At 58.1% G+C, this 17,900-nt stretch carries 26 protein-coding genes; all 26 read left to right on the forward strand.

Annotated elements, in window-relative coordinates; translation table 11 throughout:
* Window positions 1-241 precede the first annotated feature (241 nt).
* On the forward strand, window positions 242-583 hold the full coding sequence (locus LWH94_RS08360) for a hypothetical protein (RefSeq protein ID WP_232901864.1): 342 nt from the start codon (window positions 242-244) through the stop codon (window positions 581-583).
* A 129-nt stretch (window positions 584-712) separates the two neighbouring features.
* The gene (locus LWH94_RS08365) at window positions 713-1,033 is read left to right on the forward strand and encodes a hypothetical protein (RefSeq protein ID WP_232901865.1); all 321 of its coding nucleotides are present in this window, start codon (window positions 713-715) and stop codon (window positions 1,031-1,033) included.
* Window positions 1,026-1,412: a hypothetical protein gene (locus LWH94_RS08370; protein WP_232901866.1), complete on the forward strand. Its 387-nt coding sequence runs from the start codon at window positions 1,026-1,028 to the stop codon at window positions 1,410-1,412. Before LWH94_RS08365 ends, LWH94_RS08370 begins: the two co-directional genes overlap by 8 nt.
* The gene (locus LWH94_RS08375) at window positions 1,393-2,346 is read left to right on the forward strand and encodes a hypothetical protein (RefSeq protein ID WP_232901867.1); all 954 of its coding nucleotides are present in this window, start codon (window positions 1,393-1,395) and stop codon (window positions 2,344-2,346) included. The genes LWH94_RS08370 and LWH94_RS08375 overlap by 20 nt, the downstream gene beginning before the upstream one ends.
* A 31-nt stretch (window positions 2,347-2,377) precedes the next feature.
* Window positions 2,378-2,740 (forward strand): hypothetical protein, encoded by a 363-nt coding sequence (locus tag LWH94_RS08380; RefSeq protein WP_232901868.1) that lies wholly within the window; start codon window positions 2,378-2,380, stop codon window positions 2,738-2,740.
* The gene (locus tag LWH94_RS08385) at window positions 2,730-3,062 is read left to right on the forward strand and encodes an antiterminator Q family protein (protein ID WP_138436534.1); all 333 of its coding nucleotides are present in this window, start codon (window positions 2,730-2,732) and stop codon (window positions 3,060-3,062) included. The genes LWH94_RS08380 and LWH94_RS08385 overlap by 11 nt, the downstream gene beginning before the upstream one ends.
* Window positions 3,063-3,206: 144 nt before the next feature.
* Entirely contained in the window at window positions 3,207-3,626 is a 420-nt protein-coding gene (locus tag LWH94_RS08390; protein WP_232901869.1) for a glycoside hydrolase family protein, read from the forward strand.
* Between the two features lie 8 nt (window positions 3,627-3,634).
* Complete coding sequence (locus LWH94_RS08395) at window positions 3,635-3,901, forward strand: hypothetical protein (RefSeq protein ID WP_232901870.1); 267 nt, start codon at window positions 3,635-3,637, stop codon at window positions 3,899-3,901.
* On the forward strand, window positions 3,891-4,112 hold the full coding sequence (locus tag LWH94_RS08400) for a hypothetical protein (protein WP_206851525.1): 222 nt from the start codon (window positions 3,891-3,893) through the stop codon (window positions 4,110-4,112). The genes LWH94_RS08395 and LWH94_RS08400 overlap by 11 nt, the downstream gene beginning before the upstream one ends.
* Window positions 4,109-4,501 carry a hypothetical protein gene (locus LWH94_RS08405; protein WP_232901871.1) on the forward strand — a complete coding sequence of 131 codons (393 nt, stop codon included), beginning with the start codon at window positions 4,109-4,111 and terminating at the stop codon, window positions 4,499-4,501. The genes LWH94_RS08400 and LWH94_RS08405 overlap by 4 nt, the downstream gene beginning before the upstream one ends.
* A 198-nt stretch (window positions 4,502-4,699) precedes the next feature.
* On the forward strand, window positions 4,700-4,990 hold the full coding sequence (locus LWH94_RS08410) for an HNH endonuclease (protein ID WP_232901872.1): 291 nt from the start codon (window positions 4,700-4,702) through the stop codon (window positions 4,988-4,990).
* Window positions 4,991-5,081: 91 nt separating this feature from the next.
* Window positions 5,082-5,543, forward strand: a complete 462-nt coding sequence (locus tag LWH94_RS08415) for a phage terminase small subunit P27 family (protein ID WP_232901873.1) — start codon at window positions 5,082-5,084, stop codon at window positions 5,541-5,543.
* Complete coding sequence (locus LWH94_RS08420; RefSeq protein ID WP_232901874.1) at window positions 5,543-7,231, forward strand: terminase large subunit; 1,689 nt, start codon at window positions 5,543-5,545, stop codon at window positions 7,229-7,231. The genes LWH94_RS08415 and LWH94_RS08420 overlap by 1 nt, the downstream gene beginning before the upstream one ends.
* Complete coding sequence (locus tag LWH94_RS08425; RefSeq protein WP_232901875.1) at window positions 7,231-7,419, forward strand: hypothetical protein; 189 nt, start codon at window positions 7,231-7,233, stop codon at window positions 7,417-7,419. The genes LWH94_RS08420 and LWH94_RS08425 overlap by 1 nt, the downstream gene beginning before the upstream one ends.
* Window positions 7,419-8,681, forward strand: coding sequence for a phage portal protein (locus LWH94_RS08430; protein ID WP_232901876.1), 1,263 nt, complete (start codon window positions 7,419-7,421; stop codon window positions 8,679-8,681). The genes LWH94_RS08425 and LWH94_RS08430 overlap by 1 nt, the downstream gene beginning before the upstream one ends.
* Window positions 8,669-9,601 (forward strand): S49 family peptidase, encoded by a 933-nt coding sequence (locus tag LWH94_RS08435; protein ID WP_232901877.1) that lies wholly within the window; start codon window positions 8,669-8,671, stop codon window positions 9,599-9,601. Before LWH94_RS08430 ends, LWH94_RS08435 begins: the two co-directional genes overlap by 13 nt.
* A gap of 72 nt (window positions 9,602-9,673) precedes the next feature.
* Window positions 9,674-10,960, forward strand: a complete 1,287-nt coding sequence (locus LWH94_RS08440) for a phage major capsid protein (RefSeq protein ID WP_232901878.1) — start codon at window positions 9,674-9,676, stop codon at window positions 10,958-10,960.
* Between the two features lie 54 nt (window positions 10,961-11,014).
* On the forward strand, window positions 11,015-11,224 hold the full coding sequence (locus LWH94_RS08445) for a hypothetical protein (RefSeq protein WP_138436521.1): 210 nt from the start codon (window positions 11,015-11,017) through the stop codon (window positions 11,222-11,224).
* A 37-nt stretch (window positions 11,225-11,261) separates the two neighbouring features.
* Window positions 11,262-11,795 carry a head-tail connector protein gene (locus tag LWH94_RS08450; RefSeq protein ID WP_232901879.1) on the forward strand — a complete coding sequence of 178 codons (534 nt, stop codon included), beginning with the start codon at window positions 11,262-11,264 and terminating at the stop codon, window positions 11,793-11,795.
* Window position 11,796: 1 nt separating this feature from the next.
* A complete protein-coding gene (locus LWH94_RS08455; protein WP_232901880.1) occupies window positions 11,797-12,348 on the forward strand; it encodes a phage head completion protein in 552 nt (183 codons plus the stop codon).
* 38 nt (window positions 12,349-12,386) lie between these two features.
* Entirely contained in the window at window positions 12,387-12,905 is a 519-nt protein-coding gene (locus LWH94_RS08460; RefSeq protein ID WP_232901881.1) for a hypothetical protein, read from the forward strand.
* A complete protein-coding gene (locus LWH94_RS08465) occupies window positions 12,902-13,357 on the forward strand; it encodes a hypothetical protein (RefSeq protein WP_232901882.1) in 456 nt (151 codons plus the stop codon). The genes LWH94_RS08460 and LWH94_RS08465 overlap by 4 nt, the downstream gene beginning before the upstream one ends.
* 3 nt (window positions 13,358-13,360) lie before the next feature.
* Entirely contained in the window at window positions 13,361-14,116 is a 756-nt protein-coding gene (locus LWH94_RS08470) for a hypothetical protein (protein WP_232901883.1), read from the forward strand.
* Between the two features lie 60 nt (window positions 14,117-14,176).
* Window positions 14,177-14,314 (forward strand): DUF7210 family protein, encoded by a 138-nt coding sequence (locus LWH94_RS08475; protein WP_232901884.1) that lies wholly within the window; start codon window positions 14,177-14,179, stop codon window positions 14,312-14,314.
* 56 nt (window positions 14,315-14,370) lie between these two features.
* Window positions 14,371-17,505 carry a hypothetical protein gene (locus LWH94_RS08480; RefSeq protein WP_232901885.1) on the forward strand — a complete coding sequence of 1,045 codons (3,135 nt, stop codon included), beginning with the start codon at window positions 14,371-14,373 and terminating at the stop codon, window positions 17,503-17,505.
* On the forward strand, window positions 17,502-17,897 hold the full coding sequence (locus LWH94_RS08485; protein ID WP_232901886.1) for a hypothetical protein: 396 nt from the start codon (window positions 17,502-17,504) through the stop codon (window positions 17,895-17,897). The genes LWH94_RS08480 and LWH94_RS08485 overlap by 4 nt, the downstream gene beginning before the upstream one ends.
* Window positions 17,898-17,900: the final 3 nt, after the last annotated feature.

A 17,900-nucleotide genomic window follows, 5' to 3' on the forward strand; every position in this document is an offset into this window, starting at 1 on the left:
CTCCCACTTGAGGCGAAGGACTTCTTTGATTTTACGCATGGATAACCTCTTCGCTGGCATCTGACCCTCTCCGGATGAAAAGGAGCAGAGTACCGTTAGTTATCCCGCGCCGGACGTTTTGATGGGGGAATCAGGCAGCCTGCCAGGGTGGCAGCTTTGCCGTGGAATCAGTGGCAGCTTTCGCGTGGAATGGGTGGCAGGCTTCGTCTGGAATCAGTGGCAACCTTGGTCTGGAATACGCATGAATGCCTTGGCAAACATTCGTGACACTGACGCAAGTGCAAAAACGCTGCGTGAGATTGCGGGTAGGGCTTTGAGTAATTCAGCGCCAGAAAGTGACGGTTGGGTGAGTAGTTTTGAGCGAGCTCCAACGAAATCAGAGGCGGATTTCAGTGGTCAGGTGATTTGGTGGGAAGCGGCGGACGATACGCTACAGGAGTTCAGGCCTGTCGTTGCCCACTACGATCCCAATTGGTGGGATGGGGGCTACTTTGAGGATTTTAGTAAGGACATCGCCCCAAGCCATCCATTCTGGATGCGCACCGGCCTTAAGCGTCCAAATCCGCCTGAGGGTATGGGGTGAGTAGTGATCGAATTCATTATCTATTTTCACCAGAACGCCAGTGATGAGGAGTTGTTGGCCGTTTATGGGTCGTTGGTGATGTTGGCGTTCACCCTTTTTATTGTTGTTATCGATCCATAGGAGGTGGCCGTGGATGAGGCTTTTGAGTGTCGGGAGTTTGCCAAACTGTACCGCTTTGCCGGGCTTGGCCAGGTTTTAGTTGTGTTGGACACAAGTGGTGGCGAGAAGGCAGATGCCCTGGTCACGTTTCAGTTCTGGCCCGGAGTGGAGGGGCTTGGGGTTTGCTCAACGTATCTGGGGTTTATGGACGGTGAGAGCGGAGCGGCTGCTGATAAGGCTGAGAAGTTCTTTGCTGATTTAACCGCAGAAGCTGCGGAGCGGATCGCTGGCAAGACTGCTCAGAAGATCCGGGACGACTGGAGTCTTGCAGAGGACATGGGCCATGAGTGAGCAAGCTGCGTTCGTCTTCGATACGCCAGCCGTCGAAGCGCCTGCCTACGATCCCGAGTCAGACTTTAAGTGCGCCAGCAGTGAAGTGGTTCTGGCGCTGTCTGCTGGCCCTATGATGTTCGATTGCCTTGTCAAATCAGTCCTCGGCTCGGAATCATTCCGGCACAGGAAAGCGTGGATCGGAATTCTTACTTTCTCCTGGCTGCTCGGTCGCATGGAACGAGAGGGCCGGTTGATCAGCGCCCCGTATTACTACGGGGCAAGGTCGCCAGAGGAAGGTGAATACAAGGGCTACACCAATATCTTCGCGTTACCTGCCCATAAAGCCGCGGCACACCAAGTGACGCTGGGAGGCTGGCATGCGCTCGCAGTGGAATGACGCTGAGGATGAAGCCCTGCAGGGGCTTACGCCTGAAGCGCAGGTGATCTATCTGCGGGGCTTTCGGCGGTATATGGATTACCGCACTGGCGTAGCCGGCGGGGCGGCGCGGAAGCTGTCTTACCGGGCTATGGCGGAGCTGATCGCCGTGGACCCGGATTGGGGCAGTCAGCGCAAGCGGGCGGAAACCCCAACCCTTGGCCGTGTGCGTGCCAGGGTGGCGGAGCTGGAGCGTGCCGGGCTGGTGGTGAACCATGGCTCCAGCCGCAGCCGGGGCCTTGTTTTTAAACTGCCGTTGGCTGACGCGGGATTAGTCCGTCCGGAAAAGGAACAACACAAGGAACAACACAAGGAACAACACAAGGAACCGCACGGCGGGAACGTGGTTAACCTCCCGAAAACACGGGAAATTGTGCCTGTAGAGCAGAGCAGGAACAGCACAGGGAGCAACACAGGGAGCGACACAAGGAACAACACACATCTGTATAACTCTACTGAACTTAACTCTACTAACGCGGGCGCGCGCGATATTGCTGCCTGGCCCGACACCTTTCAGCCCCAAAAGCCAGCTGAGTGGGGATCTTTTCTTGGCCGGGAGCGGGAGTGGGCGTACCACCGGGTTTCCAGGCCAAAGCTGATTGCCGTGTACCAGTGCTGGACCCAGTGGGCCCTGAGTATTGGTGATCTCAGGCAGATCATGGAGTGTGCAGAGGCCAACCTGGGGCGCATTCCAGACGGCCCGGAGTACTACAAGCCCTTTGCTGAAAGCTATGCCCGGGAGCGGGACAGGCTGAGCCAGACCATCCAGAACAACCAACAGCGGAGTACCCATGGCACAGGTGCATCAGATCCAGAGCGTCGTTCAAGGCGTGACGAAAGAGCTGCAGTCCAGAAGCAACTCACAGACCCCCACTACGCACTCGACAACTGGTGACCGGTTTACGCGGGAGCAGAAGGTTAAAACCGTGTTGTTCTTCAACCGGCTGCAGTTGATCTATGGGCACCGGTTTACCGTGCAATGGCCCGATGAGCAAACCGTAAAGCTGGCTCGAAGGGAGTGGGCCCGTGAGATTGATTCCCTGGGCATGGAAGAGCTGGAAAAGGCTTTGGAGCGGGCGAAGGCCAAGCTTGTCGAGGGCGATGGGGATTTCTACTGGCCCGATGTGGGGCGGATTCTGGGGCTTGCCAGGGAAAGCCGGGCTGCATCCCACAAGGTGTTCCCGCAGGCATTGCCGCCCAGCGAGGCGGTGGTAAGTGCCAGGCGCAAGGCGGGCAGGCAGGGACTGGCCAAGGTGTGGCAAGCGCTTGGAGGTGGCCATGCTGAGTGATACCCAGCAACGTTTGACGGCGTGGGGGCACTGGGTGCGCTCTGGCGGTGGGGTGGATTTGGGTTGCTACGGGGTGAAGCTTGCCGTGGGCAGCAGTGTGCCTATGCCCGTTTGCTCGGATGACGATGCAGAGGCGGTAGACAGGGCAGTGGCGCGCCTGAAAAAACGGGACCAGGTGATGGGCCGGATTGTGGTGATGGCGTACTTGGGGCAGATGAGCCTGGCCCGCATCGCACGGGAATCTGGCGTGGGTAGTCGGGAGCGGGCCAGGTACCTGCTGGGCGCTGCTGAGGCGTGGATTGACGGACGTTTGGATAACTAAAAATAAACAATGTTGACATCCTGCATGCAGAAAACTACTCTCTTTCCCGTAAGGTGCAGGAAGTGCATCTGAACAGTGCATGAAACCTCTAGTTGATACTCCTTCATACCCGGCCAGGTGCCGGGTTTTTTTATGGCTGGAATCATGAACAGACAACTCCTCCTGGAACAACTTGAACGCCACGAAGGCCTGCGCCTGAAGCCATACCGGGACACCGTGGGCAAGCTGACAATCGGCTATGGCCGCAACCTGGATGATCGCGGGATCAGTGAGGATGAGGCCGGGTTCATGTTGGATAACGACATTGACCAGGTGGTGGCAGAGTTGGAGCGCCTGCCGTTGTGGCTGAGCCTGAATCCTGTTCGGAAAGTGGTGCTGGCCAACATGGCGTTCAACATGGGCGTGCCCACACTGCTGGAGTTTCGGCGCATGTTGGGTGCCCTGGCTGAGAAGGACTGGGACCGAGCAGCTGCAGAGATGCTGGACAGCAAGTGGGCCCAGCAGGTGGGCAGCCGCGCGAACGAGCTTTCTGAACTGATGAGGCGGGGTGAGGCCCCGCAATGAGTGAAGAGATGAGCGATCGCAGAGGCTGGCATGTTGATAAGGGCATTCCCATCGCGGTGATTATCACTGTGGTGGTGTTGGCTGTGTCCATTTCCCGGGACCAGTCCAAGCAGGATGAGCGCATTTCCCTGGTTGAGACGTCTGTGCACATGCTTCAGCAGGCGAGGCTGAATGATCAGGCTCGTACTGAGAAGAACTTTGATGAACTCAAGGCCGATCTGAAGGCAATGAATGCCAAGCTGGATCGGCTGATTGAGAGTGAATATGGCCGATAGCCACCCGAACCCGGGCCAGTGGTGGTTTCACCGCCGCCTGATGGCCTATGCCAGCTTGCTGGGCCTGTATGTGATTCTGGCCCAGATTCTGTTGGGTGGTATCTCTCCGGAGCTGGTACCGCTGGCACAAACCCTGTGCTGGGTGTTCAGTGCCAATCTTCTGTACTACTACGGCGGCAATGCCGTTGAGTACCTCAAGGACCGCAAATGACTTTCAAGGTGAAGCTTCTGATTGTTGGTGTGGTGCTTGGGGCGGTTGCTTTGGGTAGCTGGACGGCTCGGGGTTGGTTTGAGGATGCCAAGCGCCTGGCTGTGGTTGAAGACAGGCAGGAGCTGGCAGAGCAGATCAGGGGCGATATCTCGGGCATTGCCAAGTCGGTAGAGACTCGGCTTGGTGAGCTTCGGGCCAATGAGCGTGTTATTGATCGGGGAATCATCCGTGAGATTCAGAAGCCTATCTATCAGCGTGTGTGTGCTGAGCCTGATGTTGTCCGCATGCTCAACGCAGCCCTTCGGGGGGAATCTGTCGCCGGACCAGCAGAACCTGCTGGTGAGGTGCCCGCTGGTACCGGCACAGCTCCGGAACGGGCAGGGCGGTGAGATGGTGCTGGTGATCAAGGATGTTGCTGCTGAGTACCACGACTGTGCCACCAGGCATAACGGCCTTGTGGATGCATGGGAGCAGCTGAACTGATGCCGGTTGCAATCCCCAGGCAATGCAGGCAGCACACATGTTCTGCCACTACCACAGCTCGCAATGGATACTGTGATGGGCACCAGGCGTTGGCCAGTGGTTGGATGGATGAGCGCAGAGGCTCCAGTACTGAGCGTGGATATGGCGGCCGGTGGCGCAAGCTGCGTGAGCGGATCATGCGCCGGGATAAGGCGTTGTGCCAGCCATGCCTGGGCAAGGGGCGTGTGATGCCGGCTGTAGCTGTTGACCACATTGTGCCTAAGGCTGAAGGCGGTACCGATGCAGACGAGAACCTGCAGGCCATTTGCAAGCCGTGTCACAAACTGAAAACTGAAAACGAATCCAAGCGGGCGCGGGCGAAGCTGCGGGCCCGGGGGCGGGGTCAAAACTTTTGAGCAAAATTGGGTTCGACCGCTGCCTATCCGTGATTTTTTTCGATGGCAAAATTGAGGTAGGGGGGGTATCCGAAAGGGTGCCCCTTTTTTTATGACTGCAGGACGTAGACCAAAGCCAGCACAGCTGAAGGTTCTGGAAGGAAACTTCCGCAAGGACCGGGACAGCCACGGTGCAAATGAGCAGCGGCCGATCGGCCTGCCGCCATGTCCGACTTGGCTGCCGCGCTCTGCCAAGAAGTATTGGAACCAAGTGGGGCCAGAGCTGGAGAAGGCTGGCTTGATTTCGGTTTTGGATCAGGCTGCATTCGCGGCCCACTGCGATTCCTTCGGTAAGTTCGAGGAAGTCACCAAGGAGTTGAAACGGCTGTCGGACATGGTGGATGAGACTCCGCAGGGGTACGCGGTACAGCACGTGTACTTCCAGATCCGCAACAAGCTTTGGGACCAGGTGATGAAAAGCGCCAACGAGTTTGGCCTTACGCCGGCCGGTGCCAGCAAGGTGAAGGCGCCTCCGCAGGGCCAGCTGGATCTTGGCGGGTTTGAGAGCATCTGATGGCCAGAGACTATGTTGCCATTGCGATGGAGTACATCCGGCAGGTACTTGATGGTGAGATCCCGGCTTGTAAGTGGGTGCACCGGGCGTGCCAGCGCCAGCTCAATGATCTGAAGCGTGAAGGCACGGCGGAGTTTCCATACTGGTTTGAGCCGGCTTTGGCTAACCGGGTATGCCAGTTCATCGAGCTGCTGCCGCACGTTAAGGGTGAATGGGCCCGCGAGCGCAAGCGCCTGGAGCTTTCACCCTGGCAGATCTTCCGGTTGACCACGGTGTTCGGCTGGATCAACCAGGAAGGCTACCGCCGATTCAAGACGGCTTACAACGAGATGCCCCGGAAGCAGGGCAAGTCATCGGAGACATCCGGCGTTGGCCTGTACTTGCTGACGGCAGACGGTGAGCCGGGTGCTGAGGTATACAGCGCCGCCACCACTCGGGACCAGGCGCAGATTACCTGGAAGGACGCCAAGCAGATGGTGGATCGCACCCCGGGCCTTAAGGCGCGGTTTGGTGTGGCGACCAGTTCCCACACGGTTTTCGTGGAGCAGACCAATAGCGTTTTCAGATCGCTGAGCCGTGACCAGGGCGGCAACCATGACGGCCTGAACGTTCACGGTGGCCTGATCGATGAGCTGCATGCTCACAAAACCCGGGAGATCTTCGACGTTATCGATACCGGTACCGGCGCCCGTAAACAGCCGTTGCTCTGGTTGATTACCACTGCAGGTTTTAACCGTGCCGGCATCTGCTATGAGCAGCGGGCCTACGTAACCAAGATTCTTGAGAACGTTGTCCAGGATGAGAGTTACTTCGGGATCATCTACACCATCGACGAGGACGACGACTGGACAGACCCGGCAAGCTGGGCGAAGGCCAACCCGAACTGGGGTGTGTCGGTTAATCCGGAGGACATTGAGCGTAAGGCCCGCAAGGCCATGACCATGGCGGCCGCAACAAACAACTTCCTCACCAAGCATCTGAATGTTTGGGTGAACGCAGACACCGCCTGGATGGATCTGCAGGCGTGGGAGCGCTGCGGCAATCCGGCGCTCACGCTTGAGGGTTGCGCCGGCCGTAAGGCATGGATAGGTCTGGACCTGGCCAGCAAGATCGATATCGCTGCCTTGATGGTTGTGGTGGAAGACGACGATGGCGGTTTCACCACCTTTGGCAAGTACTACATCCCGGAAGATGCGGCGGAGGACGGCCGCAACCAGCACTATGCCGGCTGGGCCCGGCAGGGATTGGTAACGCTGACACCAGGTGCAACAACCGACTTCGCGTTCATTGAGGAAGACCTGCGGGAGTTGGCCAGCCTTCTGGATATCCAAAGCGTGGGGTTTGATCCCTGGCAGGCCACGTATCTGGCTACGCGCATGCTGGAAGAAGGTTTGCCGATGATCGAATACCGGCAGACCGTTCAGAACATGAGTGAGCCGATGAAGACGCTGGAAGCGCTCACGCTGGAAAAGCGAATCCGGCATAACGGTGACCCGGTGCTTACCTGGATGATGTCTAACGTGGTGGCGCACCTGGATGCCAAAGACAACATCTACCCGCGTAAGGAATTCCCTGAAAACAAGATCGACGGGGTTGTGGCGCTGATCATGGCCTTGGGGCGCGCCATTCGCTCTGAGGGCGACCAGGTGCAGCCATCCATTTACGACACTTCGGACGTGACATGCTGATGACCATTATTACTTTCCTGATCGGGCTGGCTGGCGCGCTACTGGTGGCCTTTGGGGCCTGGCTTGTGTTCCCGCCGGCTGGATACATTGTGGGCGGGTTGCTGTGCCTGGCCTGGTCCTTCATGAGTGCCCGGGCTATGGCCGTGCGGGACTTCCAGGCCAGCCATCGGGCGAGGGGTGATAGCTGATGTTTCTCTCCAGCTTTTTTCAGTCCAGCTCTGTCGGTAGCCGGAACTCCGGTGGTGATTGGAGCAACTGGGTTAGCTCCATGTCTTCCCGCAGTGCCTCTGGCGCTATGGTCAACAAAGACACTGCGCTGGCGCTTACCGCTCTGCGGGGCTGTGTAACTCTGCTCGCTGAATCCGTTGCCCAGCTGCCGTGCGAGCTATACCGCCGCACGGGTGATGGCAATCGGGAGAGGGCTACCGATCACCCGCTGTACGACGTGATCCACTCTCAGCCGAACCGCAAGGACACGGCTTTCGAGTACTACGAACAAGCCCAGGGCGCACTTGGGCTGGATGGTAACCATATTGCTTTGATCGACAGGGACGGCGCGGGCTATGTGCGGGAGCTGATCCCGATCAGCAACACCAAGGTGCGGGTGCTGAAGGGTAACGATGGTATGCCGTATTACCATCTGATTGATCAGAACGAGATTCTGCCCTCGCGCATGGTGCATCACATCAAAGGCTTTTCCCTGGATGGCTACGTTGGTGTTTCGCCCATCGAGACTAATGCAGATGCCATTGGCCTGGCGATCGCTACAGAAGAGCACGCATCGGCGGTGTTCTCTCGTGGTACTACGATGTCAGGCGTGATTGAGCGGCCCCGTGAGGCATCGCCTATCACCGACCAGGCAAAGCTGGATCGGTTGCTGAGCAAGTTCGCTGAGCGCCATAGCGGCATTCGCAATATGTTCAGCGTGGCCATGCTCCAGGAGGGCATGACCTATAAGCAGCTGGCCATGGACAACGAGAAGGCCCAGCTGTTGGAAAGCCGGAAGCATTCTTCCGTTACGGTCTGCCAGTTGTACAAAGTGCCGCCGCATATGATCCAGATGATGGACCGGGCCACGTTCAACAACATTGAACATATGGGCCTGCAGTTTGTGATCTACACGCTGCTGCCGTGGATCAAGCGCCATGAGGGCGCCATGATGCGGGATCTGCTGCTGCCTTCCGAGCGCTCTGATCTTTACATCGAATTCAACGTTAGCGGGTTGCTTCGCGGTGATCAGAAGTCCCGCTATGAAGCCTACGCAATCGGCCGTAACTGGGGCTGGCTATCTGCCAATGATGTGCGCCGCCTGGAGAACATGCCGCCGATCTCCGGCGGTGATCGTTATCTTGCTCCGCTGAACATGGCTGAGCCTGGCAATTCTGCCAAGGCGCTGAATGCCACTCCTGACCAAATGAAAGAGATTGAGGCCATCCTATGTCGCGCATGATCAATTATCCGCACGTCGCTTCCATGGTGTTCGGTGTTCCGCTGTTCGCCACGCCGGCCCTGGTAACGGCTGTGAAGTCTGTTCTGGAGCCTCGTTTGCTCGGTAAGGACATTGAATCTGTTGATCGCCTGGCGCCGATGGCGTTGGTTGACGATGAGCAGCGAACGGCGCAGCCCGAGCAAACTGCCACCCAAATGGCGGTGATTCCGGTGCATGGCATTCTGGTACCGCGCCGGGGTGAGATCACCGAAAGCTGTGAAGAACTGGTCTCTTACGAATTGCTCCGGGGCCAGATTGAAGCGGCCCGCCGGAATGACCAGGTGGCAGAGATTGTGTTGGATTTCCACACTGGGGGTGGCTCTGCTCTGGGCTGCAAAGAGGCCGCGGATTATATCCGCATGGTGTCTGCCGAAAAGCCCATTACAGCACTGATCAACTTCGCTGCGTGTTCTGCTGGGTACTTCCTGGCATCGGCCTGTTCAAAGATCATCGCCAGCCCCACGGCCATGGTGGGTTCTATCGGTGTGATCATTGAAACCTACGATGTGAGCCGGGCAGAGGAGGCGGCCGGCATCAAGTTCAATACTTTCTACCGGGGTGGGCACAAGAACGATGCCTCTCCCCATGAACCCATCACCGATCAGGCCGCGCAGGAAATCAGCAAGCGGTTGGATGCGGCCTATGAAATGTTCACCAGTTCTGTTGCGGAGTATCGCGGCCTGGATGTGGAGGCCGTGATTGCGACAGAGGCGCGGGTGTTCTCCGCCAGGGAAGCGCTCAGCCTGAAACTGATTGATGAGATTGCGCCCGCGCAAGATGCGGTAAATGCCATTGCGGCAAGTTACCGGAAAGCCGGGCAGGGCGGTGGCCGACGGATATCGGCACAAGCGCATGCCCTGAATACCCAATGCCAGCTCTAGCCACGCGGCGGAGCAGCAAACCCGGCGGCCAAATGGCCGCTTTTTTTTGTCTGAAATAAAGAGGAATGCGATATGTCTAAGATCGAAGAACTCCGCCGCAAGCGCGCTGAGGTGAACCAGAAGGTTCAGGCCCTGGCGGCGGTAGAGCAGGAAACCGGAGAACTGACAGCGGAGCAGCTGACTGAGTTTGATGCGCTGAAAGCGGAATTTGACCAGATCAGCCAGAAGATGAACCGAGCCGAAGAGGTGGAGCGTATGCAGGCCGCCTCTGCGCAGCCGGTTACTCCGAGTGCTGGTGGTCGCGCTCCGGCGATCCACACCAAACCGGAGCTGAAGCAGTACCCGGGTGCCAGTGCCGCCCGTATGGTGATGTCCATCGCGGCTGGTGGTGGAAACCTGCAGGATGCGGTGAAGTTCGCCCGCACTGAGATCGGTGATATGGACGTGGCCATGGCCATGGAAACCGGCTCTGGCTCCGGTGGCGCGCTGGTACCGGACAACATGCACGATGAGGTTATCGAGCTGTTGCGGCCCCGCACCGTGGTGCGCCAGCTGGGCGCCCGTAACGTTCCGCTGCCCAACGGCAACCTGTCCATGCCTCGCATGAGTTCCGGTGCCACTGCCGGCTACGTGGGTGAAGGCAATGATGTCCTGGCCAGCGAAGGCAGCACCGACGATGTGAACCTGTCTGCGAAGACCATGATCACGCTGGTGCCGATGTCCAACCAGCTGATCGGCCGGGCCGGATTCCGCATTGAGCAGATTGTCCTGAACGACATGATCAACGCCATGGCAGTTCGTGAGGATAAAGCGTTCTTGCGGGACGATGGCACCAGCAACACGCCGAAGGGCTTCAAATCTACCGCCACCGATGCTGGCCGCACCGTTGCCTGGTCTGGTACCGCTGACCTGGCCACCATCGATGCCTACCTCGACAGCATGATCCTTCAGCTGATGAACAGTGACAGCCTGCTGATTCAGCCAGGTTGGGCCCTGTCTCCGCGTAGCTACATGAAGCTGTTCGGTCTGCGTGACGGCAACGGTAACAAGGTTTATCCGGAACTGGCGCAGGGCCAGTTGAAGGGTTACCCGATCAAGCACACCACCACCATTCCGAACAACCTCGGTACCGGCACCAACGAGTCTGAAATCTACTTCGCAGACTGGAACGACGTGGTGATCGGTGAGCAGGAGAACATGAAGGTCGACTTCTCCCGAGAGGCTACCTACAAGGACGCCGGCGGCAACCTGGTGTCTGCGTTCTCCCGCAACCAGTCCGTGGTGCGCGTGGTGGCTGAGCACGATATCGGCTTCCGTCACCTGGAAGGCCTGGTGCTGGGTACCGGCGTTACCTGGTAATCCCGTGGCGGCGTTCTGCCGCCACTCACTTTCTTAATTTCAGGAGTAACAGCCATGGCTGAGCAAACCAAAAAAGCCGAAGACGCACCGAAGACTGACAAGGTGTTGATCACCTTTACCAAGCCCTGGAGCCGTTATAGCCGGGGTGATATTGCGGGCTTCAGCGCTGAGGAAGCGGAGCGCCTGGTAAAAGGCAAGGTTGCCGTTAAGGGCACCAAGTTGCCGGCAACCAAAGCAGACCAGGAACCAGAGCCGAAAGCCTGACGGTATGCCGGCTTCGGCCGGCTGAGGAATTGCCCGAATGATCACAGTTGAAGAGGCGAAAGCCCACTGCAGGATTGAGCACGGCGCTGAGGATGGCTTGATTACGTCCTTGATTGCCGCTGCCTTCCGGCACATCGAGAACCGCACCGGTCAAACCTTTGACAAGGTGGATAACGCGGAAATGGTGCTCGATGCTCTGCCGGCCGGCAGTGCCGCCATTGAACTGCAATGGACGCCCGTTCGCGCCATTCAGGGGCTGGTGTATCTGGACCCGCAGGGGGGTGAGCAAACCCTGTCAGCGGCTGATCTTTCCCTGGACGTGCGGGGTGTTTACCCGATGCTTTACCCGGTTAACGAATGGCCGGAAAGCAAAGTCCAGCGGGCGTCGGTGAAGGTGACTGCTGATATCGGTTATACCGAATTGCCGGCAGATGTTCGGGCGGCCGCTCTACTGATCATCGGCCACTTGTATGAAAACCGGGAGGCGGTTGTGATCGGAACCATTGCGACTGATCTGCCCATGGGCGTTGAGCTTCTGTTGGCGCCTTATGTGATCCATAGGGTGGGGTGATATGCAGGCCGGAAAGCTGAAAGATCGCGTCACTCTCTATGGCGCCAGAACTGAGAACCCGGAACCAGAATGGCCTGTGATTGGCCAGCTCTGGGCCGGGTTCCAGGAGCCGCGCTCGGTTGCAAGGGGCGAGCAGACTGGCATCCGGGCAGTGGGTAGCACCTACATTCAGGCGCGGTACCACCCCGATCTCGCGCACGGCCAGCTTATTCAGCGTGGTGATGACTGGTACATCGTGGAGTCCGTTGAACCAGGCCGTAGCCGCAGTGAGCTGGCAATCTCTGGCCGGCGCATTATCGGCCATGCCGCAACCTATCGGCAGAACGGTGAGGTAATTGATGTGCCGGTATTGGCTTTCCTCACCAGGGAAAACATTTATGTGGGGCCCATGAGTGAGCCCCGGCACCAGATTGAATTGTTTCAGCCGCAGCTGCCGTACCCCTGGGGCCGCCGTGGCGACACCGTCACCCTGCGCGGTACCACCTACACCGTGGATGGTGTGGTGGAGGGGAGTGATGATGGTGTAACGCTCACAGTGATGGTGACCAGCTGATGGCGCGGCCACGGTTAGATTTCGACCACAGGGGGCTTGTGAACTTTGTTGAGAAAACAGAGCAAATGCCCGCTGCTATTCGCAGGGCTTCCCGTCGCTCCCTCAATGATCAGGCAAGGGATAGTAAGCGGGAACTGTCTAGTCAAATTTCAACCGATGGTATTTCCAGAGCCAAAGCGGGTGGCCAGATCGAAGTCCGTCGGGCCACGAACAAAAAGCAAGTTGCGGTGCTTCGCCCAACTAGCCGGCGCATCCCATTCAAGTACTGGAAAACAACCGTAAAGCCAACGGACAGCACTGGTACGCGCGCCAGTGTCTGGATCAGAAAAGATGGCCAGTTAATGCGGGTTTGGGGCTTTGTGAACCCCAAAAGCAAGAAGCGTCGGATTCTGACCCGGTACCGCAAGGCGGGTGAAGATCGAATCAGAGATGCAGCAGGCCACAGTATCAAGCTTCACTTCCAGGCAGCTATTGCCGATGGCCGGTACTTGAGTGCAGTGAAGGATGATCTGTCCAGGCGCTGGATTGACTACTTCAACGAAGAGCTGAAGAAATGACCGACAAAGCCAAAGCCACCCTGGTAATAGATGAGCTGATTGCCCGGCTGAATGAAATCAGCCCTGCCAACGGCTACTTCCATAGTCTGCCGAAGCCGGTGATGGATGATGACCCATCCCTGTATTTCGATCAGCACACTGCGTTGCCCTGCATGGGCATCCGCAATATCAGCGACCGGGTAACCACCCAGTCCCGAACCGCCACCAACCAGACGCGCACGGTAGAAATTGTGGCCTATGTAGAGCGCCAGCCAGATGGCCGCGCCAACCAGGACAAGCTGCTGCAGGATATCTACCGAACCATCTTCAGACCGGAGAGCCTCAAGCTCAATGGTCTGGTAGTCGAGATCGAAGCCGGCGAGGCTCAGCTCGACGATGTTGAACTCGGCACCAAGATCCTCCCGATCTACCTGCCGATCACCCTCACGTACAACACCCTGAACTGGAGATAAACCATGTCCTATAAAGACACTGGCCTGATTTTCGCCGGCAACATCTACATGGCGACTATCGTGGATGGCGTGCCAACAGACTTTGCTGGCCCCATCAACGTTACCCAGTTGGAGCTCACTCCTCCATCACCGGAAACCATCGACCGCACCAGCTACCAGCGCGACACCTACGGGCAAGTATTGGACTCCGTCAACCTGCCAGGCGAAGCGCCGCGCATGGTAATGGCGTTCGACTCGCTCCCGGCTGCACTGCTGGCAGACGCCCTGGCAGGTACCACGGAAGATTACACCACCAGCGTGCAGACCGTGACCGCTGAGGCAATGACACTGAAAGAGGGGGTTTGGCAGAAGCTGCCTTACCCGAACGTGGATGTTGCCAGCCTGGCTGTGACTCTGGAATCAGACGGCACTACCGAACTGGTGCGTGGCACCGATTATGACGTTGAAGCTGTGAGCGGTTTGATTCGCGCGCTCAATTCAAACGGGGCTGCTGCAGTGACTATCGATTTCGATACGGAAGCATCAACGGGCCAGCGCATCCTGGGTGCCACTGAGATCACTAAGAAGCGCCAGATCATCATGGATGGCCAGAACCTGGTTACCGGCAAAGCTGCCAGCGTTACCATCTTCAGCGCATCGTTCAGTGCCAGCCAGGCAGTGGATCTGATGGCGCGTGAGTTCATCACCGGCACCCTGGAAGGAACCATGACCACGCCGGAAGGCAAGAACAGTCCTTATGAAATCGTGATGAAGGACTGACCATCATCCCCGGGCGGGGCTTCCCGCCCAATACAACACCAGTGATACCAGGAGAACGCCATGAGTAAGGCACCAGAGAAAGTTGAAGCCGTGCTGAAAAAGCCGCACCGCCATAAAGGCCTGGAGCATCCTGTCGGTGCAAAGGTTGAGCTCACCAAAGCCCAGGCAGAGCGCCTGACACGGCGCGAAGTTATCTAACCACCTCGTGAGAATGGCACCCCGCTTCGGCGGGGTTTTTCGTATTTGGAGCACCCATGGCAGCCCAGAAGCAAGAAGTTGAACTGCTCATCAAAGCCGGTACCGAGGGCCTGAAGTCTATCGGCCAGCTGGTGAAAGAGCTGGAAGCCCTGGGTGAAGACACTGGTGAGGCGAGTGCTCAGCTTGAAGGCCTGGCAGGGAGCCTGGCAGAGCTGAAAAGCCAGCAGGCTCTGGTTAAGCAGTTTGCTGACCTGAAGAGCGAAACCCGCGATCTGGCGAAGCAGCAAGAAGAGGCGAAGGCCCGGGCAACGGCTTTGGGCAAGGCTCTGGCTGAAACCGAAAACCCGACCAAGGCCCAGCGTAAAGAGTTTGAGCAGGCCAGAAAGGCCTCAAAGACTGCAGGTGATGCCTGGCTGGAGAACCAGCAGCAGCTGAACAAACTGCGTGGCGAGCTGGATGAATCTGGCATCAGCACCAAAGATCTCGCAGGCGAGCAGGTCCGGATTAAAAAGGAAATCTCCGGAGTTAATGGTGAGGCTTCGGCGCTTACTAGCGAGCTGACCGAGATGCGCGATAGTGCCCAGCAGGCAGCCCAGGGCACCAGCGAGGCAGCGGACAGCGCAGAAGACCTCGGCGAAAAAGCCGACAAATCCAGCGGCCTGCTCAGCAAACTCGGCACCGGCCTCAAAACCGTAGCCGCCGGCGCCACCGCCCTTATTGCAGGCATTGGCGCATCCGCGGCAACGATGTCTATCTTCTCTCGCAGCCAGGCCACTGTCGCTGACGACCTCACCAACACCGCAAATGCAATTAACGAAAGCCGTGAGGCCTTGCAGGTTTGGCAAATTGCTGGCGACCGCGTTGGCCTGACCGGCGAGAAAGTCAGTGACATCCTGCGCAGCGTAACTGAGCGCTTGGGCGAATTCTCGGCCACCGGTGGTGGCGAAGCTGCTGAGGTCATGGAAGCCCTGAACCTCAAGATTGAGGACTTCCAAAACCTGCGACCTTCTGAGCAGATGCTCAAGTTCGCCGCGGCCATTGAAAGCTTACCCAAAGATCAACAGGTTGCACTGCTGGAGAAATTGGCCAGCGATGCCAGCCAACTGCAGCCACTTCTGGAAAACAACGCGGCTGGCCTCAAGGCTATCCAAGCCGCTGCCGAGGAAGAAGGCGCTATCTACACCGATGAGGAGCTGGACAAGCTCCTCAAAGCCAACGACATCTATAACGACATCACTCTGAAAATTCAGGGCCTGACCCGCCGGATCGGCGCGGAACTGGCCCCGGTGGTTGCCGATGCCACCGACAAGGTGATGGATCTGTTCGATCAGAACGAAATGGGCGAAAAGCTCATCGATCTGTTCAAGCGCCTGACCAGCTGGGGCGCCGACATGGCGGCCAAACTGGTGGAGAATGCGGACAGCATCTCCGCAGGCTTCGGCACCTTATGGAATACCATCGAGGCCGGCGCGAATGGTGCGATGGCCGTGTTCCGTGGATTGCAGACTATTGTTGCCGGCTGGACCACACTGGTAGCCGGGAGCTTTGCCACTGTCTTGAGCGTTGCCGAGGGTGTGTCCTGGGCAATGAACAAGGTTGGGCTGGTCAGTGATGAGACCATGAACAGCATCAGCGCCAAGGCCGGCGCTGCCCGGGATACGGTTATCGATCTCGGCAAACAAACAGCTGAGTACGGCCGGAAGGCCATCGAGGCCGGAAAAGGTGTTGTTGGCGCATTTGATGACGCTGCCGAGTCCGGAAAGAAGCTGCAGGAAGAGACCGAAAAGGGAGTCGGCACGCTCACAACCCTGGCCCAGAATGTCAAAACGACGATGGATTCTGCTGGCGAGTCCACTGCTGAGGCCCGCCAAAGCGCCAAAGAGCTCGAAAAGGCCTATGAGGAGTTGGGTGTAACCTCCCAGGCCGAGCTGGAAGAAACGGCTGCAAAAGCAAAAGCTGCTTTTCTCGCCATTGAGCAAAATGGAGATGCAACGCAGCGAGAGATTTCCGAAGCCTTCAAAGCATACGCTCAGGCTGTAATCGCAACAGGCAATGAAGCTGAGATCCGGGCGCTGAAAACAGCTGCTGCTGTGCGAGGGTTGCACGACGAGCTGCAGCAGTTGCAGCAGGGTGGGGGTGATGTGCTTGGCGGCGTTTCAGAGGGTATTCGCGCGGGCGGCAATGAAGCCGATGCTGCCACTCCCAAGCTGCGAAACATGGCCAGCACCATAGGCGACAACAGCCAGGCGGCTGATGAGTTCCGGCAGAAATGGCAAGCCGCCTGGGGTGGAGCCTTTGGTAAAGCGATATCCAATGCCCGGGAAAAAGTCACTGCACTGTCAACAGCCGCGCGCAATCTGTTTGAAATGAAGATTGGCGGTAACGCCTTTGTTAAGGAAGCCGAGTCTGCTGCCGAGGCGTTGGAGCGTGCGCAAAAGCGCACAGATGAGCTGGACCGATCCCGCCGGCGATTAATGAGCAGCTCCATTGCAGCCTGGTTTGCAGACACCGCCTTGGCGGCTGCAGAAGTTGAAGAACAGTTCTGGGCCCAGGCTGTGGCCATGGAGAACCTGCAGGGTAAGATCGAATCCGGCACCATGAGTCTTGATCAGCTCAATCGATTAAGCGGCACGGCTGCAAACCGGTTCAACCTGCTCGACAACACCCGGCTGAACAATCTCGAAAGCGCCATCGATGCCGCAAAGCAGAAACTGGAATCCCTAACCTCCACTGCAGACAACACCCTCAGCAGCCTACGCCAACGCCTTGCAGACATCCGTGGCGACACCGAAGAAGCCCAGCGCATCCAGTACGAAACCGAACGCCAACGCCTGCAAGAACAGCTCAAGCTTGCCCAGCAGGCCGGCGCCGATGAAGCCGCCGCCGACTACCAGCAATCGCTGGACACCCTCGAACAGATCTACCAGATCGAACAGCGCAACCGCCGGGAAGAACAGAACGCCCGTGAGCGGGAAGCAGCGGACAGGGCCCGTGAGCAGCAGTTGGCGGAGATTGAAAGACAGCGGGCCGAGCGGGAGCTGAAACAGCCCACCCAGCGCACAACCCAGAACCGCACCGAAACCGTTAAAACCATAACCGTCACCTTGGGCGGCCAGGATTTCCGCGTACTGGCCAGCGACGAAGACGCCCTTCTGCGGGCCCTGGAAAACGCACGGAGTACCGCACTGTGATCACCCTATCCGATGGCACCAGCACCGTAGAGCTGCCAGAAGACCTGGACTGGACAGACCGCTACTGGTCCCCGGTGTCGCAAAGCTTCACCCGCAGCGTCACCGGCAAAGCCATTATTCAGGTGTCTGCGGCGCAGCTTGGCCAGCCGATCACACTGCAGGCGCCGGACCGGGGCGGCTGGATGCTGGCAACGAAAGAGCCCCAGATTCTCGAGTGGCACAACGAGCCCGGCCAAAAGCTCACCCTCGATTTCCATGGCGAGACCCACACCGTTCAGTTCCGCCATCACGATGGCCTTGGCTACGAAAGCACGCCGCTGCGCTTCCAGATCAACCCCGGCCCAGACCACCGGGTAATTCCCACATTCCGATTCATCACCGTGGAGCCGTAATCC

Origin of the sequence: Marinobacter sp. G11 (genome assembly GCF_021282325.1) — a bacterium.
Taxonomy (GTDB): domain Bacteria; phylum Pseudomonadota; class Gammaproteobacteria; order Pseudomonadales; family Oleiphilaceae; genus Marinobacter; species Marinobacter vinifirmus.